The sequence below is a fragment of the Salipiger bermudensis HTCC2601 genome (genome assembly GCF_000153725.1).
GTDB classification, from domain to species: domain Bacteria; phylum Pseudomonadota; class Alphaproteobacteria; order Rhodobacterales; family Rhodobacteraceae; genus Salipiger; species Salipiger bermudensis.
In genome coordinates this window covers 655,848-681,375 of record NZ_DS022277.1, presented here as the reverse complement: position 1 = coordinate 681,375, position 25,528 = coordinate 655,848, and the positions used below count along the sequence as shown (strand labels likewise).

The following is a 25,528-nucleotide window of genomic DNA, read 5'->3' as shown; positions in this document are numbered from 1 at the left end:
GACCCGACATATCGCTTGAAGTATGCAGGAAAGGGCGCGCGGCATGAGTGGGACTCACGAGAGGGCAGACGGGCCGAAGGTGGAACGCCTGTATCTCGATTTCGACAGCTTCTTCGCCTCCGCCGAGCAGCATTTCAACGCCGACCTGCGCGGCCGCCCCTTGGGGGTCGTGCCGCTCGATTCCCCGCACACCTCCTGCATTGCCGTCAGCCGCGAGGCCAAGGCGCGCGGCGTGGCCTCGGGCAGTTCGGTCCGTGAGGCGCGCCGGATCCTCCCGGACATGATCTTCGTGATCGCGCGGCACGACGCCTATGTCCGGCTGCACAAACGCATTCTCGACGTCGTGGGCACCATCCTGCCAGTGGCCAAGGTGCGCTCCATCGACGAGGTGGTCTGCCATCTCTCACCCGGCGAGGCGGCGCAGGGCAAGACCTTGTCCGACCGCATCAAGTCCGCGTTGGAAGAGGCGTTCAGCCCGGCGCTCACCTGCTCCATCGGCATGGCTCCCACCGAGTTGCTTGCCAAGGTTGGCGCCGAAATGAACAAACCCGACGGCTTCGCGCTGATCGAGGCGCGGGGCTTGCCCCGCAGCCTTTCCCATCTCGACCTCCGCGATTTGCCCGGCATCTCCAAGGGCATCGGCGCGCGGCTCGCCGCCTCGGGGGTGCAGGACATCGACGGCCTCTGGCGCCTCGCGCCGAAGCAGGCGCGCAAGATCTGGGGCAATGTCGAGGGCGAGCGTTTCTGGAACGAGTTTCACGGCTTCCATGCCGAGCGGCCCGAGATCAGGAAAAGCATGTATGGCCACGGCCGCGTGCTGCCGCGCGACGGGCGCAGCCCGGATCAGGTCGAAGCCTGCGCCCGGCAGCTTCTGCTGAGCGCCGCGCGGCGACTGCGCCGAGACGAGCTTCGCGCGACCGAGCTGAGCCTCGGTTTCCGTGGCGGGCGCGGCCCCGAGACGGCGCAATGGACGTGGCGCGAGGCATTTCCCGCCGCGCGCGACGACCGCAGTTTCACCCGTGCGCTTTCAAAGGCGCTGACGGAGGCGCGCCATTCCCTTCGGTTCGCGCCGCACTCGGTCAGCGTGACGTTGCACGGGCTGGTCTCGGATGACGAGATCACCGGCGACCTGTTCGGCGGCGCACTCGAGGACGGAGGCGACACGGCTTCGCGCGAGAGATGGGAGAAGGTCAGCGACCTGATGGACAGCCTGCGCCGTTCGCACGGCACGAAGGCCCTGTCGCTGGGGGTGCAGGACGACATTCCCGGTGGCTATGTCGGTGCAAAGATCGCCTTCGGCCGCATCCCCGAGGAGGCGGATTTCAGCGACGCGCCGACGCGGGATGAAGAAACCCGCTTCCTGTCCTACTGAGCGGACCCGCCTCCACGCCGATGAATGCGCGGCCATAGCAACGCGCGGCCGACCGCGAGGCAGCTTGGGCTTGATTTCCTATGGCGCCGCACCAGAATGGCATGCCATATCAGCGGATCGCCCGCAAAGGCATCGGACATGGTTGCAGACACGGCCCCTACGCACAGACCGGACAGCGCAACGGCAACCGCGCAATGGGTCGCGGACATCCTCCGCGACCGCATCGTCAAGGGGGTCTACCCGCCCGGCTCGCGGATCGTCGAACGCAAGATCTCGGCCGAGCTCGAAGTGTCGCGCACACCGGTCCGCGAGGCGCTGAAGCTGATCGATGCGGACGGGCTGATCACCATTTCGCGCAACAAGGGCGCGCAGGTGCTGCAATACGGCGCCGAGGAGGCGCTGGCCCTGTTCGACGTGATCGCCTCGCTCGAGAGTCTTGCCGCCGAGAGACTGGCAGAGCGCATCGACCCCGAGACCCTCGACCGGCTCGAAGAGATGCACGACCGGATGCTGACCTATCACAAGGTCGGCAACCACTCGGACTATTTCGACACCAATTCCGAGATTCATGACCTGATCGTCGGGGCCTGCGGCAACCCCATCGTCACCGAGACGCATCGCAAGCTGATGGCGCGCGCCCGTCGCAGGCGCTTCCTCGCGATCATGAAGCCCGAGCGCCTCCAGGAAGCGGTCGCGGAACACGAAGAGCCGATGCAGGCGCTGCGCGCCGGCGATGCGGACGGCGCCGGACGGATCTGGCGGAGGCACCTGCTGCACACCGGCGCCACCGTCGCCGCCCTGCTCTAGCGGCTCAGCCCGCCTCGGCCCGGGCCCAGAGGCCCTCCGCAACGCGCTGCGCCTCGGCCACGACCTCGGCGGCGTTCACCCGGGTGGGCTTGCGGTCGCGGATCAGCCACGCCCCTTGCACCATGACATCGGTGACGTTGCCCGCCGAGGCGGAATGCGCCACCACGCCGAAGCCGTCGATGACCGGGCGCAGGTTCGGCGCCAGCGGATCCAGCAGGATCAGGTCGGCGGGATCTCCGACCCGCAGTTGCCCGGCCGCACCGTGCCCCTTCAGCGCCTCCGCCCCGGCGACGGTGGCCGAGAACGTGGCCTTCGGGTTGCGGGCGCGCGGCATGGCCAAGGCCGCCACCGGCACGCCAGTGGCCGAGGCGCTCTCACTGGTGCGCATGACCGAGTTCGCGGATCGTCCCATCGCCGCCCTCTCGGGTGGCCAGCAGCTGCGCGTCGCCGTGGCCCGCGCGCTGGTCGTCGGCCCCGATCTTTTGCTGCTCGACGAGCCGTTCTCGGCGCTCGACCGCAAGCTGCGCGAGACCATGCCGGTCGAACTGAAATCCCTGCTGCTCGACCGCGGCGACTTTCTCTATGACAGCGATGTCTACGACGATGACATCCCGCGGATGGCAGGCGATCACGTACTCCTTCCTTATGCGTTCGACACCAACGACATGCGCTTCTCGCCCGGCGGCGGCTTCGTGCAGGCGGCGGATTTCAGCACCTACGTGACGGGCGCCTTCGACCGGCTCTACGCCGAGGGTGCACGCGCCGCGCGGATGATGTCGATCGGCCTGCACCTGCGGCTGATCGGCCGGCCGGGGCGCATCGCAGGGCTCGAGGACGTGCTCGCGCACATCGCCCGGCACGAGGACGTCTGGATCGCACCGCGCCGCGACATTGCGGCGTGCTGGGCCGCAGCGCATGGAGGCATCGCGCTCGAGATGATCGCCGATAGTCTCGACGGCATCGACGCGGTGGTGATCGCCGCCTTCGGAGATCCGAGCCTCGCCGGCGCGCGCGAACTGTTCGACGTGCCCATCGTCGGCATGGCGGATGCGGCGGTGATGCCCGCGGCGATGCTGGGAGAGCGCTTTTCCATCGTGACGTTCTCGCCGGTGATGACACGCTGGTACACCGACTGCGTCCACGATACCGGGCTCGCCGCACGCTTCACCGGCGTGCGCGCGCCCGAGGCCCATGGTGGCAATGGCGCCAATGCCGCGCAGGACATGCGCGGCGATCTCATCGCGCTGGCCCGGCGCGCCGTCGCCGAGGATGGCGCCGACGTGGTGATCCTTGGCGGCGCGCCTCTGGCCGGGCTCGCCCCCGAGATCGACGCCGAGATCCCTGCGATCGTCATCGACCCGATCGCCGCCGCGGTGGCGCAGGCGATCACGCTGAGTTCGCTGAGTTCGCTGAGTTCGCTCAAGGCGCGCTTCGAGGGCCGGGCCTGCAAGCCCATCGCCAAGGCCTCGGTGGGCCTCTCGACCGCGCTCACGCATGTCATCGCCCGGGAGACGGCGCAGTAGACCGCCTGTCCCGCCTCTCACGCCATGTGGGCTGTCTGCGCTGCCGCCAGATGGCCCAGAACCTCTTCGGCGGCGGCGCGTAACGGGTTCACCAGCCGCACCGGGCTGACCTGCGACAGCCGCTCCGCGGCCGCCCCCAGCGGACCGCCGCCGATGATCACCCGCTCGGCCCCCGCCAAGGCGGCGCGTTCGACCGCGGCGAGAAGCCCCCGGTCCAGCGTGTCTTCGCTGGCCATAAGCTCCACCGGGTCTCCTTCTGCCAGAAAACACCCGAGATACCCGCCGCGACCCGCAGCCATGAGAGAGTCGATCCGCCCCCGAAGCGCCGGCGTTGTCGTGGCGACGGCGAAGCGCGCACCGGCACGCCCGCAGGCGCGGGCGGCCGCGGCACCGATGCCGATCACCGGCACCGGGATCCGGCGCTGCAACGCACCCGCCCCCGGATCGCCGAACGCCGCGACGATGACGGCTTGCGCATCAGCCGGGACACGCACCGTGGCAACGCAAGCCGCCGCCGCGTCCAGCGCCTCGGGGCTGGTGAGGAGCAGGGGCCCCGCGTCTGCGGTCCAGCCAGACGGCACATCGCCCAGCACGCCGCCGGCGATGCGGCACATGGTCTGCGTCGTCTCGCGGCAGGAATTGGGGTTCATCAAGAGCACGGTCACGGGCCGGCATACCTCGCTGGTCTGTTGCCGATTTTATACCCGACACCGAGCCTCTCGAAAATATGGAATGCCATTTGAGGCGACGAAAACGGGCCCATATCGGACCGGAGCAAGACCCGTGCCCGGCGACAGCCCTGCAAACGCCATGACGCCAAACAAAGAGCCGGGGCGACAGTGGCGCCGAAAGCACGTATGGACGGGTCGAACCCCCGACGCGAGCCGTCGGACAGACCTTACGCACGTGACGATCCCGCTGCGGCGTCACTCGACCAAGGAACGACCATGCTGTCCTACCAGCACCTTTACCACGCCGGAAACCTTGCCGATGTGCAGAAGCACGCGCTGATGGCGTGGATGCTCGACTACCTCACCCAGAAGGACAAGCCGCTCAGCTATATCGAGACTCATGCCGGGCGCGGGCTCTACGATCTCTCCGCCGCCGAGGCGGTGAAGACCGGCGAGGCGGAACAGGGGATCGGCGTGCTGGCCGCCGCACTGCCCAAGAGCCACCCCTACGCCCGCGCGCTGGCCCGGATTCGCGCCGACCACGGGCCAAACGCCTATCCCGGCTCGCCGCTGATCGCGCGCACTCTGCTGCGCGATCAAGACCGGCTGCACCTTGCAGAGCTGCACCCGCAGGAACACGCGGCCCTGCTTGGCGCGCTCGGCGCCCATAACGTGGCGATCCACCAGCAGGACGGGTTCGAGCTGGCGCAGAGCCTCTGCCCGCCCGAGCCGCGCCGCGGCGTGCTGCTGGTCGATCCCTCCTACGAGGTGAAGCAGGATTACGAGCGCATCCCGAAATTCCTCGCCAAGGTGGCGAAGAAATGGAACGTCGGCATCCTCGCGCTCTGGTATCCGATCCTGACCTCGAACCTGCACGCGCCGATGCTGGCGGCGCTCGAGCGCGACCATCCCGGGGCCCTGCGCCACGAGTTGCGCTTCCCGCCGATCCGCGAGGGCCACCGCATGGTCGGCTCGGGCATGTTCGTGATCAACCCGACCTGGGGGATGCAGGAGGAGGCAAAACGGCTCGACCGGCTCTTTCAAAGCGCGAAAAAACGCTGACCGGAATATCGGAACGGGTGTAGCCTGCACCCCATGCGCTGGCTTGCCCGCCTTTTCTGCCTTGTCTGCGCCGCCCCGGCGCTCGCCTGCGAGGACCCGATCTGCGAGGTCCCGCCGGACAGCCTCGATTTCACCCGGCTGATCGACTTCCAGACCTTCCCCTCGGGCTACGGCGTCGGGCGGGCGCTGTCGGGCGTCGTCGACGGCAAGGGCGTGCGCTTCGGCGAGCGCTTCCTCGGCCAGTTACTCGAGATCGACACCGGCCACGATCATCTCGTCGGACGCCCTCTGCCGCCGCTGACGCTGCTGGCGGGCGAGGATGGCAGCAATCTCGGCACCATAAGCCTCTGGGGTGACAATGTGCTCAAGGGCCACGGGCCGCGCGGCTTCCCCGATGCCGGGGCGGTGGGCGAAGGGTCCATCGCGGCGCTTTTCGACCGTGACCAGCCAGCACTGGCGCTCGACATCCGCGGCGGCGAGGGCGGCACGGTGACGCTGGTGTTCTTCGACCGCACCGGCGCGCCGATCCACAGCCTTCGCAAGCAGGTCGACCGCGATACAGGCACGCTGACCCTGCTGCGCCGTGGCGCCCTGCCCGACATCGCCGGCTTCACCGTCGAGAACGCCGATCCCGAGGGGCTCGGCATCGACAACCTGCGCTTCGAGTTTCACGAACTCATGGGCGCGCGGCCCCTGCCGGACCGGGCGCGACGCGGATGAGACCCGGAGGCTCATACGGCGGCACGCCGCTGCCCTCGCGGCAGGCTGCCGCCCACCCCGGACCGTTGCGCCGGTCCCTGTCGCATCACAAGCATTGCCGAGTGCGCGTTCGTGCCCCAATTTACGACGGCGCGCCATGAGAAAGGATCGCGATGCAACACCTGCCGACTGCACCGACCGATACGAAGCCTCGGGAGCGGCCAGCTTGGGACGCAACCTGAGATTCTGGCTCGCATCGCCCTTTGCGGCGCCGTTCGATCCCGGCGATGCGCCGCTGGCGCTGGGAGCGCTGCTCCTGCGAGCGTCGCGCACCGACCACGCCGGCCTGTTCGCCGAGCCCGCCACCTTCGAGGCGGTTCTGGCGCTGTGCTACGACCTGACCGCGCGCGAGGCGTCGGAGATGCGCGAGGCCTGCGAACGGGTCGAGGCGGTGGCGCCGGACTGCGCCAGCTTCGCCGAGATCCTGCAGCGCGCCGTGGGCCTCAGCGACCGGCAGCGCTTTGCCCTGAGCCTGCATCAGGTGCTTCTGGCGGTCGGCCCCTCGCAGAACCCGCAGCTCGAGGCGCTCTCGAAGCTGTTTCTTGGCGCTCATTCCGCAACAAACCCGGCGCCCTTGCGCGCGGGCTGACGAATCCCCTGTTGCCACGCCTGCACTGCTGTCACACTGGCGGAACCACGCAGGAGACCCCCAATGTTCGAGCGACTGAAATCGTTCTTTCATCACCGCGCAGCACCGGCAAAGCCGCTGCACGAGCTCGACGCCGCCCATGCCATGGGCGCGCTGCTGGTGAAGGTGGCGATCGCCGATCACACCTATCTTTTCGAGGAAGTCGAGCAGATCGACCGCATTCTCGCCGAAGCCTATCATCTCAAACCGCTGCAGGCGGCCAAGATGCGGGCGGAATGCGAGCGGCTGGCCTTCGAGATGCCCGGCATCGAGGAGATGGCAGCCCGCATCCGCGACGGCGTCGATTACGAGCACCGCCGTGCCGCGGTCGAGGCGATGTGGAAGCTGGCCGAGATCGATGGCATCAGCGATGCCGACGAGACCGCGCTGGTCGAGCTGATCGAGGATCACCTCGGGCTCGAGCGCACCGATTCAGAGGAGGCCCGCGCCAGCGCCGTCATCCCCTGACGGCCTCGGCTCACGCGGGCGAGAGCGTCTCTTTCCCGCGGGCCCGACTGGCGCTATATCCATGCCCATGTTCGCAGATTTCCTCAAGCGGCTCGTCGAGCCCGGCCCGCAAACCCTTCCCGATGCCGACGCGCGGCTGGCGCTGACCGCGCTGCTGGTGCGTGTCGCCCGCGCCGACGAAACCTATGACGAGAGCGAGCGCCAGCGCATCGACCGCATCAATGTCGCGCGTTACGGCCTGTCGCCCTTCGAGGCCGCCAAGCTGCGCAGCGAGGGCGAGCAGCTCGAGGCCGAAGCGCCCGACACGGTGCGTTTCACCCGCGCCATCAAGGATGCGGTCGATTACGATCACCGCATCGGCGTGATCGAGGCGCTCTGGCAGGTGGTGCTTGCCGACGGGGTGCGCGACGCCGAGGAGGATGCGCTGCTGCGGCTGGTGTCAAACCTTCTTGGCATCAACGACCGCGATTCCGCCCTCGCCCGGCAGCGGGTTGAACGCGGAAGCTGAGCGGCGCCCACTTACCTCAACCCTAAGAGCCATTGGGCGGCGCAGCCCTTGCGCAGACCGGCGCCTCGAAACGAGGCATTTGCCGATTGACGCGGCGATAACCCTGCCTTTGGTCGCGTTTTGCGCATTGCAAACTGCGGCTGTTTGCGCCCATCCTCCCCCCTGATCGAAACCGCCGCCAGAGGTCAGGCTTGCCAAATCCAACGCCCGTCATCGAGATCCGCAACCTGCACAAGGCCTATGGCAGCCTCGAGGTGCTCAAGGGCGTGGACGTGACCGCCCATCGCGGCGACGTGGTGTCGCTGATCGGGTCGTCGGGCTCGGGCAAGTCGACGCTGCTGCGCTGCTGCAACCTGCTCGAGGACAGCCAGCAGGGCGAGATCCTGTTCAAGGGCGAGCCCGTGGTCTGGAAGGGCGAGAGCCATCACCGTCGCCCCGCAGATCCCAAACAGGTGCTGCGCATCCGGACGAACCTGTCGATGGTGTTCCAGCAATTCAATCTCTGGGCCCACATGACGATCCTGCAAAACGTCATGGAGGCCCCCGTCACCGTGCTGGCGCGCGACCGCGGCTCGGTCGAAAAGGCCGCCCGCGGCTATCTCGAGAAGGTCGGCATCGGCGACAAGTGCGATGTTTACCCGGCGCAGCTCTCGGGCGGCCAGCAGCAGCGCGCAGCAATCGCGCGGGCGCTCTGCATGGAACCCGAAGCGCTGCTCTTCGACGAGCCGACCTCGGCACTCGACCCGGAGCTCGAACAGGAGGTGGTCAAGGTCATCAAGGACCTCGCCGGCGAGGGCCGCACGATGATCATCGTCACCCATGACATGAAGATGGCCCATGACGTGAGCGATCACGTGGTGTTCCTGCATCAGGGCCTGATCGAGGAACAGGGCCCGCCGGAGACGCTGTTCGGCGCCCCCAAGTCCGAGCGCCTGCGCGGATTCCTGAAATCCACGACCCACGCCTGACCGGCGGGGTCCAAAGAGACCAACCAAGGGAGCTAACTTATGAAGAACATCCTTCTCGGCACCGCCGCACTTGCCATGACCGCCTCGATGGCTCTGGCGCAAGACGTCGTGCGCATGGGCACCGAGGGCGCCTACCCTCCGTACAACTTCATCAACGATGACGGCGAGGTCGACGGCTTCGAACGCGATCTCGGCGACGAGCTTTGCGCCCGCGCCGAGCTGACCTGCGAGTGGGTCACCAACGAGTGGGACTCGATCATCCCCAACCTCGTTTCGGGCAACTACGACACCATCATCGCCGGCATGTCGATCAACGACGAGCGCGAAGAGGTGATCGACTTCACCCAGGACTACATCCCGCCGGCGACCTCGTCCTACGTGGCGCTGAGCGAGGACGCCCCGCTTGACGGCGTGGTCGCGGCGCAGACCTCGACCCTGCAGTCGGGCTACATCTCGGAAAGCGGCGCGACGCTGCTCGAGTATGCCACCGCCGACGAGATCATCTCGGCCCTGCGCAACGGCGAAGCCGACGCGGTGTTCTTCGACACCGACTACCTGACGCCGATCGTCGAGGAATCCGCCGGCGAGCTGATGTTCGTGGGCGAGACCGTCACCCTCGGCCGCGGCACCGGCATGGGCATCCGCGAAAGCGACGGCGAGCTGAAGGACACCTTCGACACCGCGATCACCTCGATGAAGGAAGACGGCTCGCTCAACGAGTTGCTGATCAAGTGGTTCGGCGAAGGCACCGACACCTACTGATCGTCCCGACCTGACACCGGAGGCGCGGGCCCGCTCGCGTCTCCGACCTCCGTTCCGCCGCCCTGCGCCGCGCTGTCGCGGCGCCCCAGCCCCGGACCCGCATGTTTTCCTTCTGCACCGACCCCTCGGTCCTGTCGACCCCGGCCTGGTTTGCCTGCTACTTCACCACCGGCAAGCTGATGCTGTTCTACGCCTCCTTCGGGACGGTGCTGCTGCTGCTCGCGATCACCGCGCCGGTGGCGCTCGGCTTCGGCTTCGCCGGCGCCGCCGCGGCCCGTGCGCGCTTTGCGCCGCTGAGCTGGCTGGGCAAGCTCTACATCGCCATGGTGCGCGGCGTGCCGGACATCGTGTTCTTCCTGTTCTTCGTGATCGCGCTCGACCAAGGCTTCGAGTACCTGCGGCACAAGGTGAAATGCCCCGACTGGACCGATCCGATCCGGCAGGGCTCGGATTTCATCGTCTGCGACGCCGCCAAGCTGCCGCTCTCGACCGCGCCACAGATCTGGCACGAGGTCTACGGCTTCTCGCTGGCGGTACTGACCTTCTCGATCGTGTTCGGGGCCTTCGCCGCCAACGTGCTCTACGGCGCCATGCGCGCGGTGCCTCATGCCCAGCTCGAGACCGCAGAGGCCTATGGCATGACGCACCGCCAGACCTTCTGGCGCGTCCTGATACCGCAGATGTGGGTCTATGCCCTGCCCGGGCTGTCGAACCTCTGGATGGTGCTGATCAAGGCCACGCCGCTGCTGTTCCTGCTGGGCGTCGAGGACATCGTCTACTGGGCCCGCGAACTGGGCGGCGCCAAGACGGCGCGGTTCTCGGACTACCCGCATGCGGACTGGCGGGTGTGGTACTTCCTCGGGCTGCTGGTGTTCTACCTACTGTTCACCCGGGTCTCTGAGATCGCGCTGGCGAAGCTGATGACGCGGCTGACCCATGGCCAGGCCACCGTGGGTGGCGAGGCCCAGAGAAAGGCAGCGTGATGAGTGTGAGGAGCGCTGTTTGGGGGCTCTGCCCCCGCCCGTGCAAGCACGGACTCCCCCGGGATATTTTTGGCCAGAAGAAGATGCGGGCCTTTGGCAAGGGAGGCCGGGCATGAGCTGCTGGGACGTGGTGGCCGATTACGGGCTGCGCTCGCTGGGGATCGGCGAGCGGCTGCTGCCGCGGGACGATTTCACCCTGTGCAAGCAGGCGGTGCTGATCGGCTCGGGGATGATCTGGAACGTCTATTTCGGCATCGTGGCGCTGGTCTCGGGGTTCTTCCTCGCCACCGCGCTGGCGGTCGGCAAGGCCTCGCCCCGCTGGCTGCCGCGCAAGCTCTCGGAATGGTTCATCTTCCTGTTCCGCGGCTCTCCGCTCTTCATCCAGTTCTTCTTTGCCTATTTCCTGTTCCTGAGTCTGAAGTCCGTCTCGCCGATCTTCGCGCCCTTCTCCTCGGCGTGGCTCGGCGCGCTGGTGGTGTTGTTCTTCAACACCGCCGCCTATAGTGGCGAGATCTTCTACGGCGCGCTGCTCTCTGTGCCCAAGGGCGATGTCGAGGCCGCCGACGCCTACGGCTTCTCGGGCTGGCCGCGATTCCGCCGCATCGTCTGGCCGACAATGCTGCGGCTGGCCTGGCCCGCCTATACCAACGAGGCGATCTTCCTGTTCCACGCCACCACGCTGGTGTTCTTCTCTGGTTTCCCGGCCTGGCAGCAGCGCGGCGACGCGCTTTATTATGCCAACTACTTCGCCGACAAGACCTTCAACCCCTTCGTGGCCTACCCGATCCTCGCCGGCTATTTCATCGTGCTGACGCTGCTGATCATCTGGCTGTTCGGGGCGATCAACCGGCGGCTCAACCGGCACCTGCCGCAGGCCCGCCGCTCAAAGGTCAGATACCGGCCCAACCTGCTGCGCTGAGGTCCGGTCAAAAAGGCTTTGCCGATCCGCCTGCCCGGTGCAGGATGGGGCTGCGGGCGGCGCCCGCACAGGCGCGGCGCTCCGCATCCGGGACCGGAGGGAGGCAGCCATGCCGACACGTATCACCACAGCCATCTTCCTCGCCATCGCCGCCGAGTTCAGCGCCGAGCCGGCCGCCGCGCAGCAACAGTCGCGCGTCGCGTTCGAGCCAGGCGCGTCGAGCGCCACGATCAGCGGCACCATCACCGGCCAGGAGGTCATCGACTACGCGCTCGGCGCCTCGGCGGGCCAGACGCTCGAGGCGAGCATCGCAGTCGACGGCACCAATGGCGACGGCACGATCTATTTCAACATCATGCCGCCAGGCGCCACCTACGAGGCAATCTTCCTAGGCCAGAGGGAAGGCCGCAAGGCCAGCGTCGTGCTGCCCGAGAGTGGCGATTACACCCTTCGGGTCTACCTGATGGGCAATGACCGCGATGCCGGGAAGACGGTGGGCTTTCTGCTGCCTGTGGCGATCCGCTGAGCAGCTTTCCGGAACCCGCCCCCCGCGCGACGCCACAACGCCGGAATTTTCCTTGCCAGCCCCCCGCGCGGCACGTTATCCAGAATTTGATCAAATTCTACGGTGACCCATGAACGACCCCAAAAGCTGGCTGCGCAAGAACCCGCAGGTCCGCACCATCCGTGTGGCTGCAAGCGACCTCAACGGACAACCACGCGGCAAGCGTGTGCCCGCGCGCTTCGCCGACAAGGTGGTCGAGGACGGCACCCGCTTCCCGCTCTCGGTGCTCAATCTCGACATCTGGGGCGAGGATATCGACGAAAGCCCCCTCGTCTTCGAGACCGGCGACCGCGACGGCGTGCTCTATCCGACCGAGCGCGGCTTTGTGCCGATGCCGTGGCTCGAGGCGCCCACCGCGCTCTTGCCGATCTGGATGTATCGCGAGGACGGCCGGCCCTTCGACGGCGACCCGCGCCACGCGCTCTCGGCGGTGCTCAAGCGCTACCGCAAGCTCGGCCTCACGCCGGTGGTGGCGATCGAGCTCGAGTTCTTCCTCATCGACGACAGCGGCAAGTCGCTTCAGGTGCCGCTGTCACCGCGCTCGCAGAAACGCCGCAAGGCGGCGGAGGTGATGTCGATCCGGGCGCTCGACGCCTTCGACATCTTCTTCACCGATCTCTACGACGCCTGCGAGGACATGGACATCCCCGCCGACACGGCGATCTCGGAGGCCGGGCTCGGGCAGTTCGAGCTCAACCTCATGCACCAACCCGACGCGCTGCGCGCCGCCGACGATGCGTGGTTCTTCAAGATGCTGGTGCGCGGGCTCGCCCGGCGCCACGGCTTTGCCGCCTCGTTCATGGCGAAGCCCTACGAGGATTACCCGGGCTCCGGCATGCACGTGCATTTCTCGGTGCTCGACGAGGACGGCAACAACATCTTCGACGATGGCGGCCCCAAGGGCACCGACAAGATGCGCCATGCGGTGGGCGGGCTGATGGATGCGATGCATGACAGCACGCTGATCTTCGCCCCGCACGGCAACAGCTACGACCGGCTGGTGCCCGAGAACCACGCGCCCTGCGGCATCTCGTGGGCCTACGAGAACCGCACCTCGGCCATCCGCATCCCCGGCGGCAGCCCCAAGGGCCGCCGCATCGAGCACCGCGTGGCGGGCGGCGACGTGAACCCCTACCTGCTGCTGGCCACCCTGCTGGGCGCAGCGCTGAACGGCATCGAGGACGGCACCGAGCCGCCGGCACCGATCACCGGCAACGCCTATGCGCAGGACCTGCCGCTGATCCCGGGCAGCTGGGAAAAGGCCATGGACGCGTTCGAGGCCAGCGAGGTGATGCCGCGCATCCTGCCCGAGGGGCTGATCCGCAACCTGCTGCTGACCAAGCGGCAGGAGCTGCATTTCATGTCCGAGCTCTCGCCCCAGGAGCAGGTGGAAATCTATCTCGACACCGTCTGAGGCCCTCTTGCCGCCCAAGGGCGGCAGGACTACCCTCCGGCCATCAACGATATCGGTGCTTCATGAAAATCGGCATTCTGCAACCCGGGCTCGTCCCGGACGTGATCCTCGAAGAGGTCGGGGATTACGACACGCAATTCCACGCCCTGCTCGACGGGCATGGCTTCGAGTTCGAGACCTGGAAAGTGGTCAACGGCGACTTCCCCGACGGGCCTGACGCTGCCGATGGCTGGCTGATCACCGGCTCGCGCCACGGCGCCTACGAGGATCACCCGTGGATGGCACCGCTCGAAGAGCTGATCCGCGCGATCCACGCCGCCGGCAAGCCGCTGATCGGGGTCTGCTTCGGCCATCAGGTCATCGCGCAGGCGCTTGGCGGCAAGGTCGAGAAATCCGACAAGGGCTGGGTCATCGGACCCACGCTCTACAAGTATCCCGACAGCACCCGGCTGGTGAACGCTTGGCACCAGGATCAGGTCACCGAGCTGCCGCCCGGGGCCGAGGTGGTGGCCTCGTCGGAAAAGTGCCGCAACGCCGCGATCCTCTATCCCGGCCACGCCTACACGGTGCAGCCGCACCCTGAATTCCGCCGCAACTATGTCGACAGCCTCATCGAGCACCGCGCCCCGGGCGTGGTGCCGGCCGAGCTCATCGAAGACGCCAAGACCAAGCTCGAGATGCCGCTCGACAGCGGCGACGTGGGCGCCCAATTCGCGCGGTTCTTCAAGGAGAAGCGGCTATGAGCACCGAATGGACCGCCAGCCTGCCGGAATCCGCCGCCGCCTATCTCGAGGGCCGCAGGCTCGACGAAGTCGAGTGCATCATCTCCGATCTGCCGGGCATCGCCCGCGGCAAGGCCGTGCCGGCATCGAAATTCGCCCGGCAGGCGTATTTCCACCTGCCCGACTCGATCTTCTTCCAGACCATCACCGGCGAATGGGGCGAGGCCGCCGGCGAAGAGGGATTCATCGAGCGCGACATGATCCTCAAGCCTGACATGACCACCGCCAGCGCCGCGCCCTGGACCGGGGACTGGACGCTGCAGGTGATCCATGACGCCTTCGACCGGCACGGCGATCCGATCGAATACGCGCCGCGCAACGTGCTCAAGCGCGTGGTCAAGCTCTACGAAGATCAGGGCTGGGAGCCGATCGTGGCGCCGGAGATGGAGTTCTTCATCGTCGCCCGCAACCTCGACCCGGCCAAGGATATCGAACCGATGATGGGCCGCTCGGGCCGCCCCGCGGCGGCGCGTCAGGCCTATTCGATGACCGCGGTGGACGAGTTCGGCCCGGTGATCGACGACATCTACGATTTCGCCGAGGCGCAGGGCTTCGAGATCGACGGCATCACCCAGGAAGGCGGCGCCGGCCAGCTCGAGATCAACCTGCTGCACGGCGATCCGGTGAAGCTGGCCGACGAAGTGTTCTACTTCAAGCGGCTGATCCGCGAGGCGGCGCTGCGGCATGACTGCTTCGCCACCTTCATGGCCAAGCCGATCGCCAACGAGCCGGGCTCGGCGATGCATATCCACCACTCGGTGATGGATCGCGAGACCGGGCGCAACATCTTCTCCGGACCTCAGGGCGGCGAGACCGACGCGTTCTACCACTTCATCGGCGGGCTGCAGACCTACCTCCCGGCGGCGGTGGCGGTGATGGCGCCCTATGTCAATTCGTATCGCCGATACGTGCGCGACCACGCCGCGCCGATCAACCTCGAATGGGGCCGCGACAACCGCACCACCGGCATCCGCATCCCGCTCTCGGGATCTGAGAGCCGACGGGTCGAGAACCGGCTCGCGGGGATGGATTGCAACCCCTATCTCGGCATCGCGGCCTCGCTGGCCTGCGGCTATCTCGGGCTGATGGAAGAACGCCGCCCGTCGAAGCAGTTCCGCGGTGACGCCTACGAGGGCGAGGGAGACATCCCGCGCGTTCTGGGCTCGGCGCTGGAGCTCTGGGACGAGGCCGAGGCGCTGCACGAGGTGATGGGCAAGGATTTCGCGCGGGTCTACTCGATCGTGAAGCGGGCGGAATACGAGGAATTCCTGTCGGTGATCAGCCCGTGGGAGCGCGAGCACCTGCTGCTCAACGTGTGAGCGCTCTGCCGGGGGCGGAAGGGGCGCTGCCCCTCTTGGCCTTCGGCCAATTCACCCCGGAGTATTTTTGACGAAGAGAAGGGCTGGGTTGTGGACCTGCTGTTTTCCAATGACCGACGCGGGCACTACCCGGAGAGCTGGTATGCGGCCACCGCGACCGATCTCGGGGCCTTCCCGGTTCTCGAGGGCGAGGCGCGGGCCGATGTCTGCATCATCGGGGCGGGATTCACCGGGCTCTCGGCGGCGCTGCACATGGCCGAGGCCGGGCTCGACGTGGTGCTGCTCGAGGCGCATCGGGTGGGGTTCGGCGCCTCGGGGCGCAATGGCGGCCAGCTGGGCTCGGGCCAGCGGCAGGACCAGTTGACGCTCGAGGAGATGCTCGGGCGCGAGGACGCGCGCAAGTACTGGGATCTGGGCGAGGAGGCCAAGGATCTCGTGCGCGACCTGATCGCGAAGCACGACATCGACTGCCACCTGCGCGACGGCGTCGCCTGGTGCGGCTCGCGCCCCGGCGAGGTGCAGCATCTGCACGAGTACGCCGAGCACATGGGCGCGCAATATGGCTACGAGATCGAGCGCCACGATGCCGAGAGCTTCCGCGCCATCTGCCCCTCGCCGGATTATTGCGGCGGCGTGGTCGACATGGGGGCGGCGCATCTACATCCGCTCCGCTTCTCGCAGGGGCTGGCCAAGGCGGCGGTGGGCGCCGGGGCGCGGATCTTCGAGCAGAGCTTCGTGACGGAGGTGCAGGAAGGTGCCGACTGCGTCGTGACCTGCGAGCGCGGATCGGTGCGCGCCGATCACGTGATCTATGCCGGCAACGGCTATCTCGGCAAGCTTCAGCCCCGGGTGGCGCGGCGGGTGATGCCGATCAACAATTTCATCGCCGCCACCGAGCCGCTGGGGGCGCGCACCGCCGAGGTGCTGACCCGCGACATCGCGGTGGCCGACTCGCGCCACGTGGTGAACTACTTCCGGCTCAGCCATGACGGCCGCCTGCTGTTCGGCGGCGGCGAGAGCTATGGTTACAAGTTCCCCGCCGACATCAAGGCCAAGGTGCGCAAGCCGATGCTGGAGATCTTCCCGCAGCTCGCCGGCGTACGGCTCGATTACGCCTGGGGCGGCACGCTGGGGATCACCATGAAGCGCCTGCCGTTCCTCGCGCGGCTCGCGCCCAACGTGCTCAGCGCCTCGGGCTATTCCGGCCACGGGGTCGGCACCGCCGTCCATGCCGGGCGGCTGCTGGCCGAGGCGGTGCGCGGCCAGTCGCAGGGCTTCGACGCCATGGCCGCCCTGCCCGTCCCGCCCTTCCCCGGCGGGCCCGCCTTCCGCACGCCGCTGCTCACGCTCGCGATGACCTGGTTCGCGCTGCGCGACCGCATCGGGCTCTGAACCGCGACCTTTTCGCAACGGCTCTGCCCCGCACCGGCTCCCTCCGGAGGCGGTTTTCACTTGGCTGTCACAGAACTGATGTTTAAGATTTCCAGAATACGACATTCAGGATTTTGAAATATGAGCAGCCTGCCCAACATGCACGACGCAGAGCCGATCCCCGCGGAAGCGCGCGCCGAGATCGACCGGCTTCTGCAATCCGGAGACCTGTTCCGCTACACCGCCCCCGAGGATGCGCCGGTGGCGCTGCTCGAGCGCGAGTTCGCCGCGATGCTGGGCAGCAAATACGCGCTGGCGGTGTCGAGCTGCTCGGCGGCGCTGTTCCTGTCACTGAAGGCGCTCGGCCTGCCGCGCGACGCGCGCGTGATGATCCCGGGCTTCACCTTCGCCGCCGTGCCCTCGGCCATCGTCCATGCCGATTGCGTGCCGGTGCTCTGCGAGGTCGGCGACAACTACCGCATCGACATGGCGGATTTCGAAGCCAAGCTCAGCGGTGTTCAGGCGGTCATCATCAGCCACATGCGTGGCCACACCTCGGACATGGACGCGATCATGGCGCTCTGCGACGCCCGCGGCATTCCGGTGGTGGAAGACGCGGCGCACAGCCTCGGCACGATCTGGGGCGGGCGCAACATCGGCACCATCGGCAAGATCGGCTGCTTCTCGTTCCAGAGCTACAAGCTGGTCAATGCCGGCGAGGGCGGCATCCTGATCACCGACGATGCCGATGTGGTGGCGCAGGCGGTGATCCTGTCGGGTGCCTACGAGCACAACTGGCAAAAGCACATGGCGCGCGGTGACAACCGGGCCGACCTCGAAGAGGCCTTTGCGCGCTGGCAGAACAAGCTGCCGCTCTACAATCTGCGTATGTCGAACCTCTCGGCGGCGGTGATCCGGCCGCAGCTGCCGCATGTGGCGCGCCGCGTCGAAGACGGCCGCCGCAACCACGACTTCGTCGCCGAACGCATCGAGATGAGCCCGTGGATCGAGGTCCCGGCCAAGCTCGAGCGCGAGGAGCGCGCACCGGATTCGCTGCAGTTCAACCTTGTCGGCATGGATCGCGAGGAGATGCGCGCCTTTGCCGAAACCGCCGCCGCGATGGGCGTGAAGGTGCAGGTTTTCGGCCTGTCCTCGGACAACGCCCGCGCCTTCTGGAATTGGCAGTTCCTGCGCGAGATCCCCGAGCTGCCGCAGACCCGCGCCATGCTCGAGCGCGCCTGCGACACCCGCCTGCCGGCGCGTCTGACGCTCGAGGATTGTGCCGGCGTGGCCGATATCCTGATCAACGCCGCCGAGGCGGTGATGGGCGAGACCCGCGCCTACGGCACCTGAGACCCATCAAGACCAAGACCACTCACGACGAACGGAAAACGGGCGGGGATCTCCCCGCCCGTTCTGCGTCTTTGCGCACACGCGGCGGCCCGTGAGGGCCGCGCGGGTCACTTGTTCATCTTGGAAAGCTTGCTCTGCAGCTCGGCCAGCTGTTTCTTTATGGCGTCAAGGTCTTCCTCTTCACCCTTGCCCGGCGTCTCGCCTTCGGCCTCGGGGCCGGACCACTGCTTGCCCATGTTGCCGGTCATCGCCTTGAGAAAGGCCTCCTGCTGGGCCTGCATCGCCTCGAAGCCGGGGATCTTCGGCATCATCGGGTTGGCGTTGACGGTCTCGGCCCATTTCGACTGACTTTCGCGAAACATCTCGAACGACGCGGCAAGGAACTGCGGCACCGACGAGGTGGCCTGCGTGGTGTAGCTGCGCACCAGATCGGTGAGCACATTGATCGGCAGCACGCTTTCGCCGCGGCTCTCGTGCTCGGCCACGATTTGCAGCAGGTATTGCCGGGTCAGGTCGTCACCGGATTTCAGATCGACGATCTGCACGTCGCGCCCATCGCGAATGAAGCCCGCGATGTCCTCCAGCGTGACGTAGTCGCTCGTCTCGGTGTTGTAGAGACGGCGGCTGGCATAGCGCTTGATCAGCAGCGGTTTTTCCGTATCGGCCACCTGGTGCCCTCCCTGGCATGCAGCATTGCAGCGAAAGCCTATGCGAGCGCAGAAAAAAAGAAAAGCCTTTGCGTGCAAGCATGAAGCCCGCGATCAGCCCCGCGACGCAGCGAGAATCCAGTCGATCCACGCCTGTGTCCCGCGCGAGAATTCCAACGGCAACGGCCAGTCTGCCTGCTCTGACACCGCGCGGTTGAACGCCTCGACCTGCAGCACGTAGTGGTTCTCAGCCGGCCAACGCCAGCTCTCCACGTGCCCGCCCGGGCGGTGCAGTTCGAGCGAGGCCTGGCCGAAGACCTGGACGTTGAAGGGAACCGGCAGGCGCAGCACCGCGCGCTCCCCATGCACCACGATCTCCTGCCACGGCGCCGCGCGCATCGAAACCCGCCCGGTGTAGAGAAACTCCGGAAAGCGGGCCATGATGTGGGTGCTGGCGTCGATGCCATTGACCCAGTCGGTCTCGACCGCCAGCAGCTCTTCCGGCTCCTGCCCGGTGATCAGCCGGATCGAGCCGAAGGCATAGATGCCAATGTCGCCAAGGGCACCGCCGCCGGTCTCGGGACGGTTGCGGATGTTGTCGAGATCGTCGTTGAAAAAGCTGTGGGTCGAGTCGATGCGCACGATCTTTCCCAAGGCACCATCCTGGATCAGCTCGCGCGCCTTGGCGAACTGGGGGTGATGCGCGATCATCCACGCCTCGGCGATCAGCTTGCCAGTGCGGTCGCGGGTTTCGATCAGCCGGTCGATCCCGGACGCCTCCATCGCGATGGGCTTTTCGCACAGCACGTGCTTGCCGGCCTCGGCGGCCTTCTCGCTCCACGCCACATGCATCGAATTGGGCAGCGGGATATAGACCGCGTCGATCTCGGGATCGGCGAGCAGCGCGTCGTAATCATCGAAGACCCGCAGTCCGGGCGCGAATTCGGCAAAGGGCGCAGCCTTCTCGGGCGCCGAGGTGGCGATGGCCGACAGCGCCCCGCCGCGCGCCGCGTGGATCGCGGGCGCCATCTGCTGACGGGCGAAGTTCGAGGCGCCCAGAATACCCCAGCGCAAGTGATCGGCCATGATGATGCTCCTTTTCCGTTACCGCTGACGGTAGCGCCACGGGCGGGGCGCGCAACCCGGCCCTCAAGCGTCAGCGAATAAAAAACGCCCGCCCCCGGAAGGGGCAGGCGCGTACCATCTACCGTAACGTCCGGGCTCAGGCGCTGCTCAGCATGCCCTGCTCCTGCGCGAGATCGCGCATGCGCTTCTGCAGTTTCTCGAAGGCGCGGACCTCGATCTGGCGGATGCGCTCGCGGCTGACATCGTAGACGCCCGACAACTCCTCGAGTGTCACCGGCTGCTCGGCCAGTCGACGCTGGGTGAGGATGTCGCGCTCGCGCTCGTTGAGAACGTCCATCGCCTCGGTCAGCAGCTCGCGGCGCGCCTCGAGCTCGTTGCGCTCGGCGTAGTCGCCAGCCTGATCGGCGCTCTCATCCTCGAGCCAGTCCTGCCATTGCATCGAACTCTCGTCATCGCTGCCCACCGTGGCGTTCAGCGAAGCATCGCCACCCGAAAGGCGGCGGTTCATCGAGATCACTTCGTCATGCGTCACGCCAAGATCGGTGGCGATACGCTCGACGTGCTCGGGCCGCAGGTCACCGTCCTCGAGCGCACCGATGCGGCTCTTGGCCTTGCGCAGGTTGAAGAACAGCTTCTTCTGAGCGCTCGTCGTGCCGAGCTTCACCAGCGACCACGAGCGCAGGATATATTCCTGAATGGAGGCACGGATCCACCACATGGCGTAGGTCGCGAGGCGGAAGCCCTTTTCGGGGTCGAAGCGCTTGACCGCCTGCATCAGGCCCACGTTGGCCTCCGAGATCACCTCAGCCTGCGGCAGACCGTAACCACGGTAGCCCATGGCGATCTTGGCAGCGAGGCGCAGGTGGCTGGTGACGAGACGGTGCGCCGACTCGGCGTCCTGATCCTCGACCCAACGCTTGGCCAGCATGTACTCTTCTTCGGGCTCCAGAAGCGGGAACTTCCGGATTTCGGACAGATAGCGGCTCAGGCCCGCCTCTGGGGACGGTGCCGGCAGATTGGCATATTTGCTCACGTTGCTCACGTGCCCGGTTCCTCCAATGTTACGGGGCTTAACATCCCATATGGGAGCGCCACCATGAGTTTGCAAGGTGTGTCACCTTGAGACCTTTATACGACGTTAACGCAGGCTTCCGTCGGACGGGTCCGTCAAAACGCCGCGCTCACGCGGTTGGGAACTTGATGTCATATGTGCGGGATGCACGTAAACGGCCGATACGGCGGGAATTGTGTGCGCATAGGCACACACAATCGTGTCACCCGGCGTTGCGGAGCGCCTCGAGCAGGCTCTGCATGTCCGCGGGCAGCGGCGCCTCGAAGCGCAGCCGCTCGCCGGTGGCCGGATGATCGAAGCCCAGCTCGGCAGCGTGCAGCGCCTGCCGGTCGAAGCCGGCGACCTCGGTTGCCACCGCCTCGCCGATCGCCTTGACCGGCGGTTTGCGGCGTCCGCCATAGACCGGATCACCCACCAGCCCGTGCCCGGCATGGGCCATATGCACGCGGATCTGATGCGTGCGCCCGGTCTCGAGCCGACACTCGAGCAGCGCCATCGCCGGCGGCGCGCCAAAGCTCTCGAGGACCCGCGCCCGGGTCACCGCGTGCCGGCCCTGCCCGTCGAAGAACACCGCCTGCCGCTGCCGGTCGGTCTTATGCCGCGCCAGCCCGGACTGGATGCAGAGCACCCCGCCCGGCTCAACCGACACGCCACGGGTGCCCAGAAGCCGTGGATCGCCCTGGTTGGGCACGCCGTAGCAGATCGCCCGGTAGGCGCGGTCTGCACTGTGCGCCTCGAACTGCGCCGCGAGCCCGTGATGCGCGCGGTCCGACTTGGCCACCACCAGAAGCCCACTGGTGTCCTTGTCGATGCGGTGCACGATGCCCGGCCGCGCCACACCGCCGACCCCCGAGAGCTTGCCGCCGAAGTGGTGCAGCAGCGCATTGACGAGCGTGCCCGTGGGCGTGCCCGGCGCGGGGTGCACCACCATGCCGGCGGGCTTGTTCACCACCACGAGGTCGTCATCCTCCCAGACGATATCGAGGGGGATGTCTTCGGGGCCGATATGGCTCTCTTCGGCCTGCGGGACGGCGATGACGATCTCGTCACCCTCGGCAACCTTGACCTTGGGATCGCTCAGCACCTCTCCGCCACGCGTCACCGCACCTTCGGCGATGAGCTTGGCAAGCCGGGTCCGCGACAGCGCCGCTGCCTCTGGCACATCCCGCGCCAGCGCCTTATCAAGGCGCGCAGGCGGGGCTTCCCCGATGATGATGCGCAAGGCCTTGTCCATGTCCCAGACTCCCGATCCCGACGAACAGTTGCCCGAGCCGACCAACCTGCGCTTCCTGCGCCTGCTGGTCACCGTGCTCACGGGCGTGATGATCGCCGGGCTTCTAGCGATCCTTGCGATGATTGTCATCCAGTACCGCACCACCCGCGTGCCGCTGCCCGAGATCATCACCCTGCCCGACGGCACCACCGCCACCGCGTACACGCAAGGGTCCGACTGGTACGCGGTGGTGACGGCCGACGACGAGATCCTGATCTTCGACCGCGCCTCGGGAGAGATCCGGCAACGCATTGCGGTCGAGAGCCGCCCCTGAGACGAGAGCAGCCGCGCGGGCGTTCCGCGTGTCTCCTGCGACGCGCGCGGCCGGGAAACCCACCGCCCCGTCGCCTGCACCGGCTTGCCTCAGCCAGCCCCGTTCAGCCTGCAACCCCGAGCCGCCGCGCCAGCCGTCGCTCGAGCTGCACCAGCGCGTCATAGATCAGCACCGCGAACAGGCCGACGATCAGGCCGCCTTGCAGCACATAGGCGGTGTTGTTGGTCAAAAGCCCGGCGATGATCACCTCGCCCAGCGTGCGCGCGGCCACCGTGGAGCCGATCGTGGCGGTGCCGAGCGCGATCACCACCGAGAGCCTGATCCCGGTCAGGATCACCGGAAGGGCAAGCGGCAGCTCGACCTGAAACAGCCGCTGGCGCCGGTCAAGCCCGATGCCCCGCGCCGCCTCCATCGCCGAGGGCGGCAAGCTCGACAGGCCCGTCACCGCGTTCTCGAAAATCGGCAACAGCCCGTAGAGGAACAGCGCCACCAGCGTCGGCCCGGCCCCGAAGCCAAGCGCCGGCACCGCCAACGCCAGCACCGCGACGGGCGGGAAGGTCTGGCCGATATTGGTGATGGTGCGCGACAGCGGCCGGAAGGCCGCGCCTGCGGGCCGCGTCACCAGAACCGCCAGCGTCACCGCCACCAGCGTCGCCGCCCCCGAGGCCAGCGCCACCAGCCCCAGATGGCTCAGCGACAGCGACAGCAGCGAGGCACGTTCATAGATGACCGGGCCGCCCGCGGGAGCGGCCGGCGCGAAGAGCGGCTCGAACCAAGCGGGCCGCAGCACCAGCGCCAGCAGCAGCGCAATCAGCGCCGCGCGGAGGGCCGCACCCCGGCTCACCCGTGCGCCTCGGCACGGGCACGGATCGCCGCCAGCGTGACATGACCGAGGGCGGCGCCATCGCGCTCCACGCGCAGCGCATCCCTCCCGCTCCACAGGCAGGTCGAGAGTGCATCGCGCAGGCTGGTCGACGCATCGACGACCGGACCGTCGACAGTGCCCTCTTCGACAATCTCGGAGACCGGGAACAGCGACAGCAGCTTCAGCGGACGATCGACGCCGCCAACCATCTCGGACACGAACTCGGTGGCGGGCTTGGCGATGATCTCGGCAGGGGCCGCGTATTGCACCAGCTTGCCAGCATCCATCACCGCCACCTTGTCGCCAAGCTGGATCGCCTCTTCCATGTCATGGGTGACGATCAGGATGGTCGAGCCGAGCGCCCTCTGGATGCGCCGCAGATCCTCCTGCGCGCGGGTGCGGATGATCGGGTCGAGCGCCCCGAAGGGCTCGTCCATCAGGATCATGTCGGGCCGCGAGGCCAGCGCCCGCGCCACGCCGACACGCTGCTGCTGACCGCCGGACAGCTCGCCGGGATAGCGGTCGCGAAACTCGTCGGGCGGCATCGAGAACAGATCGAGCAGTTCGTCGACGCGAGCGCGGATCTTGTCGCGCGGCCAGCCGAGCAGCCGCGGCACGGCGCCGATGTTGCGCGCCACGCTGTGATGCGGAAACAGACCGTGGCCCTGAATGGCATAGCCGATGCGCCGCCGCAGCGCCTCCTTGGGCAGGCCGGTGGTCGGCTCGCCGTTGATCCGGACCTCGCCAGAGCTTGGCTCGACAAGGCGGTTGATCATCCGCAGCAGCGTGGTCTTGCCGGAACCGGAGGTCCCGACGATGGCGGTGATGGTGCCGGTCTCGACGGTGAGCGAGACCGCGTCCACCGCCGGCGTGCCGTCATAGATCTTGGTGATGGCGTCGATCTCGATCATGGGCGGGTCTCCGGGGTCGGGCTGGCCAGCTCGACCAGGATGTCCATCACGATGGCGGCGATCAGCGCCAGCGCCACGGTCGGCAGGGCGCCGAGCAGGATCAGGTCGGTGGCGGTCTGGTTGAGGCCCTGAAAGACGAAGGTGCCGAAGCCGCCGCCGCCGATAAGTGCCGCGATCACCGCAAGGCCGATGTTCTGCACCAGCACGATGCGCAGCCCGGCAAGGATCACCGGCAGACCGAGCGGCAGCTCGACCTGCCACAGCCGCTGGCGCGAGGTCATGCCCATGCCGCGCGCCGCGTCGCGGGCGGCAGGCGGCGTGCTGTCGAGCCCGGCCACGGTGTTGGCGACCACCGGCAGCAGCGAATAGAGCACCAGCGCGAGGAAGGCCGGGGCGAAGCCGATGCCCGCGATACCGAGCGCTTCGGCGCCGGGCACACTGTCACCAACCCAGCCGAGCAACGGGATCATGATGCCAAACATGGCAAGCGAGGGAATGGTCTGGAGAAAGCTCAGCACCGGCAGCAGCGCGGCGCGCATTCGGGCGTTGCGATGGCAAAGGATGCCGAGCGGAAAGCCTATCGCCGCGGCCACCGCGAGCGAGCCGAAGGCAAGGCCGAGATGACGCCAGAAGGCGGTGGCGAAGGCGGCGCGCCGGCCATCATATTCCCGGAAGATCGACAGCTGCGTCAACGCGTCCATCCGAAGCACCAGTGCGACCGCAAGCAGTGCCACGGCCAGCAGCCCGGCCCGCGCGAGCGGCCCGGGCGACAGCGCCGAGAGCGCGTCGGCCATCAGCAGGCCGAGGATTACCAAGAGGTACCAGAAGCCCGGCGCCGGCGACACGCGGGCATAGGTCCCGGCCCCCTCGAGCAGGGTTTGCGTGCCCTGCCCCAGCAACCAGACCACCCCGGCAAGGCCGAGCGCCGCCCCTGCGAGCCGCAGCCACGGCCAGCGCGGCAGCAGCCCGAGCGCCAGCGCTGCAACAACGGCGGCAAGCCCCGCTGCCACCGCGCCGGAGGGCGCAACCATCCAGACGCCCACACCCTCGCCCGCCACGATGCGGTTCGCGGCGAGCGTCATGAAAGGCGCCAGCAGCGCCAGCGCCCCCAGCGCCGCGAACAGCGCGCCGGGCGGCGAGACGGCCGGAAGAGTTCGGGCAGGCAC

The 25,528-nt window shown here is 67.5% G+C and carries 28 protein-coding genes; 19 read left to right on the top strand and 9 right to left on the bottom strand.

Annotated features, from left to right (window positions below; all coding sequences use genetic code 11):
- The first annotated feature begins 43 nt into the window (after positions 1–43).
- Both R2601_RS22165 and R2601_RS22160 read left to right on the top strand, forming a co-directional pair.
- Entirely contained in the window at positions 44–1,372 is a 1,329-nt protein-coding gene (locus R2601_RS22165; RefSeq protein WP_050768483.1) for a Y-family DNA polymerase, read from the top strand.
- 138 nt (positions 1,373–1,510) lie between these two features.
- The gene (locus tag R2601_RS22160) at positions 1,511–2,179 is read left to right on the top strand and encodes a GntR family transcriptional regulator (RefSeq protein ID WP_007802933.1); all 669 of its coding nucleotides are present in this window, start codon (positions 1,511–1,513) and stop codon (positions 2,177–2,179) included.
- Between the two features lie 4 nt (positions 2,180–2,183).
- Here R2601_RS22160 and R2601_RS22155 read toward each other — a convergent pair whose 3' ends face one another.
- On the bottom strand, positions 2,184–2,567 hold the full coding sequence (locus tag R2601_RS22155; RefSeq protein ID WP_254656097.1) for an amidohydrolase family protein: 384 nt from the start codon (positions 2,565–2,567) through the stop codon (positions 2,184–2,186).
- Between R2601_RS22155 and R2601_RS27615 the strand changes: the two genes are divergently transcribed.
- On the top strand, positions 2,512–3,702 hold the full coding sequence (locus R2601_RS27615; protein ID WP_007802931.1) for an aspartate/glutamate racemase family protein: 1,191 nt from the start codon (positions 2,512–2,514) through the stop codon (positions 3,700–3,702). The genes R2601_RS22155 and R2601_RS27615 overlap by 56 nt on opposite strands.
- Positions 3,703–3,719: 17 nt before the next feature.
- Here R2601_RS27615 and R2601_RS22140 read toward each other — a convergent pair whose 3' ends face one another.
- Positions 3,720–4,367 (bottom strand): aspartate/glutamate racemase family protein, encoded by a 648-nt coding sequence (locus tag R2601_RS22140; RefSeq protein WP_007802930.1) that lies wholly within the window; start codon positions 4,365–4,367, stop codon positions 3,720–3,722.
- Positions 4,368–4,649: 282 nt separating this feature from the next.
- Here R2601_RS22140 and R2601_RS22135 point away from each other — a divergent pair, with 282 nt between their 5' ends.
- From R2601_RS22135 to R2601_RS22065, 15 genes are all read left to right on the top strand, one after another.
- Entirely contained in the window at positions 4,650–5,435 is a 786-nt protein-coding gene (locus R2601_RS22135) for a 23S rRNA (adenine(2030)-N(6))-methyltransferase RlmJ (protein ID WP_007802929.1), read from the top strand.
- Between the two features lie 33 nt (positions 5,436–5,468).
- Entirely contained in the window at positions 5,469–6,155 is a 687-nt protein-coding gene (locus R2601_RS22130; protein ID WP_007802928.1) for a hypothetical protein, read from the top strand.
- 205 nt (positions 6,156–6,360) lie between these two features.
- A complete protein-coding gene (locus R2601_RS22125; RefSeq protein ID WP_007802927.1) occupies positions 6,361–6,783 on the top strand; it encodes a TerB family tellurite resistance protein in 423 nt (140 codons plus the stop codon).
- A gap of 63 nt (positions 6,784–6,846) precedes the next feature.
- The gene (locus tag R2601_RS22120; protein ID WP_007802926.1) at positions 6,847–7,290 is read left to right on the top strand and encodes a tellurite resistance TerB family protein; all 444 of its coding nucleotides are present in this window, start codon (positions 6,847–6,849) and stop codon (positions 7,288–7,290) included.
- Positions 7,291–7,357: 67 nt separating this feature from the next.
- Entirely contained in the window at positions 7,358–7,798 is a 441-nt protein-coding gene (locus tag R2601_RS22115; RefSeq protein ID WP_007802925.1) for a tellurite resistance TerB family protein, read from the top strand.
- Positions 7,799–7,989: 191 nt separating this feature from the next.
- Complete coding sequence (locus R2601_RS22110) at positions 7,990–8,766, top strand: ABC transporter ATP-binding protein (RefSeq protein WP_007802924.1); 777 nt, start codon at positions 7,990–7,992, stop codon at positions 8,764–8,766.
- A 39-nt stretch (positions 8,767–8,805) separates the two neighbouring features.
- A complete protein-coding gene (locus R2601_RS22105) occupies positions 8,806–9,528 on the top strand; it encodes a transporter substrate-binding domain-containing protein (protein WP_007802923.1) in 723 nt (240 codons plus the stop codon).
- 101 nt (positions 9,529–9,629) lie between these two features.
- A complete protein-coding gene (locus R2601_RS22100) occupies positions 9,630–10,511 on the top strand; it encodes an ABC transporter permease (RefSeq protein ID WP_007802921.1) in 882 nt (293 codons plus the stop codon).
- A 112-nt stretch (positions 10,512–10,623) separates the two neighbouring features.
- The gene (locus R2601_RS22095; RefSeq protein ID WP_007802919.1) at positions 10,624–11,430 is read left to right on the top strand and encodes an ABC transporter permease; all 807 of its coding nucleotides are present in this window, start codon (positions 10,624–10,626) and stop codon (positions 11,428–11,430) included.
- 109 nt (positions 11,431–11,539) lie between these two features.
- Positions 11,540–11,956 carry a hypothetical protein gene (locus R2601_RS22090; protein ID WP_007802918.1) on the top strand — a complete coding sequence of 139 codons (417 nt, stop codon included), beginning with the start codon at positions 11,540–11,542 and terminating at the stop codon, positions 11,954–11,956.
- A 109-nt stretch (positions 11,957–12,065) separates the two neighbouring features.
- Positions 12,066–13,409, top strand: coding sequence for a glutamine synthetase family protein (locus R2601_RS22085; RefSeq protein WP_007802916.1), 1,344 nt, complete (start codon positions 12,066–12,068; stop codon positions 13,407–13,409).
- Positions 13,410–13,471: 62 nt separating this feature from the next.
- Complete coding sequence (locus R2601_RS22080; protein WP_007802914.1) at positions 13,472–14,152, top strand: type 1 glutamine amidotransferase; 681 nt, start codon at positions 13,472–13,474, stop codon at positions 14,150–14,152.
- Positions 14,149–15,510: a glutamine synthetase family protein gene (locus tag R2601_RS22075; protein ID WP_007802912.1), complete on the top strand. Its 1,362-nt coding sequence runs from the start codon at positions 14,149–14,151 to the stop codon at positions 15,508–15,510. The genes R2601_RS22080 and R2601_RS22075 overlap by 4 nt, the downstream gene beginning before the upstream one ends.
- Before the next feature lie 90 nt (positions 15,511–15,600).
- Positions 15,601–16,902, top strand: coding sequence for an NAD(P)/FAD-dependent oxidoreductase (locus R2601_RS22070; protein WP_007802909.1), 1,302 nt, complete (start codon positions 15,601–15,603; stop codon positions 16,900–16,902).
- A 120-nt stretch (positions 16,903–17,022) separates the two neighbouring features.
- Positions 17,023–18,234, top strand: a complete 1,212-nt coding sequence (locus tag R2601_RS22065; RefSeq protein ID WP_007802908.1) for a DegT/DnrJ/EryC1/StrS family aminotransferase — start codon at positions 17,023–17,025, stop codon at positions 18,232–18,234.
- Between the two features lie 107 nt (positions 18,235–18,341).
- Here R2601_RS22065 and phaR read toward each other — a convergent pair whose 3' ends face one another.
- From phaR to R2601_RS22045, 4 genes are all read right to left on the bottom strand, one after another.
- Positions 18,342–18,902, bottom strand: a complete 561-nt coding sequence (gene phaR / locus R2601_RS22060; protein ID WP_007802906.1) for a polyhydroxyalkanoate synthesis repressor PhaR — start codon at positions 18,900–18,902, stop codon at positions 18,342–18,344.
- 93 nt (positions 18,903–18,995) lie between these two features.
- A complete protein-coding gene (locus tag R2601_RS22055; RefSeq protein ID WP_007802904.1) occupies positions 18,996–19,967 on the bottom strand; it encodes a Gfo/Idh/MocA family protein in 972 nt (323 codons plus the stop codon).
- Between the two features lie 136 nt (positions 19,968–20,103).
- A complete protein-coding gene (gene rpoH, locus R2601_RS22050; RefSeq protein WP_007802902.1) occupies positions 20,104–21,000 on the bottom strand; it encodes an RNA polymerase sigma factor RpoH in 897 nt (298 codons plus the stop codon).
- A gap of 241 nt (positions 21,001–21,241) precedes the next feature.
- Entirely contained in the window at positions 21,242–22,273 is a 1,032-nt protein-coding gene (locus tag R2601_RS22045) for an RluA family pseudouridine synthase (protein WP_007802900.1), read from the bottom strand.
- Here R2601_RS22045 and R2601_RS22040 point away from each other — a divergent pair.
- Positions 22,272–22,586 (top strand): DUF6476 family protein, encoded by a 315-nt coding sequence (locus tag R2601_RS22040; RefSeq protein ID WP_007802899.1) that lies wholly within the window; start codon positions 22,272–22,274, stop codon positions 22,584–22,586. The genes R2601_RS22045 and R2601_RS22040 overlap by 2 nt on opposite strands.
- 103 nt (positions 22,587–22,689) lie before the next feature.
- On the opposite strand, the gene R2601_RS22035 is transcribed toward R2601_RS22040, so the two are convergent.
- Genes R2601_RS22035 through R2601_RS22025 form a run of 3 tightly spaced genes read right to left on the bottom strand, consistent with a single transcriptional unit; the run spans position 22,690 to position 25,528 of the window.
- The gene (locus R2601_RS22035; protein ID WP_007802897.1) at positions 22,690–23,430 is read right to left on the bottom strand and encodes an ABC transporter permease; all 741 of its coding nucleotides are present in this window, start codon (positions 23,428–23,430) and stop codon (positions 22,690–22,692) included.
- Positions 23,427–24,362, bottom strand: coding sequence for an ABC transporter ATP-binding protein (locus R2601_RS22030; RefSeq protein ID WP_007802895.1), 936 nt, complete (start codon positions 24,360–24,362; stop codon positions 23,427–23,429). The genes R2601_RS22035 and R2601_RS22030 overlap by 4 nt, the downstream gene beginning before the upstream one ends.
- Complete coding sequence (locus R2601_RS22025) at positions 24,359–25,528, bottom strand: ABC transporter permease (protein ID WP_007802893.1); 1,170 nt, start codon at positions 25,526–25,528, stop codon at positions 24,359–24,361. The genes R2601_RS22030 and R2601_RS22025 overlap by 4 nt, the downstream gene beginning before the upstream one ends.

What these genes read in the sequence shown, in the direction of transcription:
- R2601_RS22165 (WP_050768483.1), top strand. Translation starts at nt 44, where the DNA reads ATGAGTGGGACTCACGAGAGGGCAGACGGGCCGAAGGTGGAACGCCTG.
- R2601_RS22160 (WP_007802933.1), top strand. Translation starts at nt 1,511, where the DNA reads ATGGTTGCAGACACGGCCCCTACGCACAGACCGGACAGCGCAACGGCA.
- R2601_RS27615 (WP_007802931.1), top strand. Translation starts at nt 2,512, where the DNA reads ATGGCCAAGGCCGCCACCGGCACGCCAGTGGCCGAGGCGCTCTCACTG.
- R2601_RS22155 (WP_254656097.1), bottom strand. Translation starts at nt 2,567, where the DNA reads ATGCGCACCAGTGAGAGCGCCTCGGCCACTGGCGTGCCGGTGGCGGCC.
- R2601_RS22135 (WP_007802929.1), top strand. Translation starts at nt 4,650, where the DNA reads ATGCTGTCCTACCAGCACCTTTACCACGCCGGAAACCTTGCCGATGTG.
- R2601_RS22130 (WP_007802928.1), top strand. Translation starts at nt 5,469, where the DNA reads ATGCGCTGGCTTGCCCGCCTTTTCTGCCTTGTCTGCGCCGCCCCGGCG.
- R2601_RS22120 (WP_007802926.1), top strand. Translation starts at nt 6,847, where the DNA reads ATGTTCGAGCGACTGAAATCGTTCTTTCATCACCGCGCAGCACCGGCA.
- R2601_RS22115 (WP_007802925.1), top strand. Translation starts at nt 7,358, where the DNA reads ATGTTCGCAGATTTCCTCAAGCGGCTCGTCGAGCCCGGCCCGCAAACC.
- R2601_RS22105 (WP_007802923.1), top strand. Translation starts at nt 8,806, where the DNA reads ATGAAGAACATCCTTCTCGGCACCGCCGCACTTGCCATGACCGCCTCG.
- R2601_RS22100 (WP_007802921.1), top strand. Translation starts at nt 9,630, where the DNA reads ATGTTTTCCTTCTGCACCGACCCCTCGGTCCTGTCGACCCCGGCCTGG.
- R2601_RS22095 (WP_007802919.1), top strand. Translation starts at nt 10,624, where the DNA reads ATGAGCTGCTGGGACGTGGTGGCCGATTACGGGCTGCGCTCGCTGGGG.
- R2601_RS22090 (WP_007802918.1), top strand. Translation starts at nt 11,540, where the DNA reads ATGCCGACACGTATCACCACAGCCATCTTCCTCGCCATCGCCGCCGAG.
- R2601_RS22085 (WP_007802916.1), top strand. Translation starts at nt 12,066, where the DNA reads ATGAACGACCCCAAAAGCTGGCTGCGCAAGAACCCGCAGGTCCGCACC.
- R2601_RS22080 (WP_007802914.1), top strand. Translation starts at nt 13,472, where the DNA reads ATGAAAATCGGCATTCTGCAACCCGGGCTCGTCCCGGACGTGATCCTC.
- R2601_RS22075 (WP_007802912.1), top strand. Translation starts at nt 14,149, where the DNA reads ATGAGCACCGAATGGACCGCCAGCCTGCCGGAATCCGCCGCCGCCTAT.
- R2601_RS22065 (WP_007802908.1), top strand. Translation starts at nt 17,023, where the DNA reads ATGAGCAGCCTGCCCAACATGCACGACGCAGAGCCGATCCCCGCGGAA.
- R2601_RS22055 (WP_007802904.1), bottom strand. Translation starts at nt 19,967, where the DNA reads ATGGCCGATCACTTGCGCTGGGGTATTCTGGGCGCCTCGAACTTCGCC.
- R2601_RS22040 (WP_007802899.1), top strand. Translation starts at nt 22,272, where the DNA reads ATGTCCCAGACTCCCGATCCCGACGAACAGTTGCCCGAGCCGACCAAC.
- R2601_RS22045 (WP_007802900.1), bottom strand. Translation starts at nt 22,273, where the DNA reads ATGGACAAGGCCTTGCGCATCATCATCGGGGAAGCCCCGCCTGCGCGC.
- R2601_RS22030 (WP_007802895.1), bottom strand. Translation starts at nt 24,362, where the DNA reads ATGATCGAGATCGACGCCATCACCAAGATCTATGACGGCACGCCGGCG.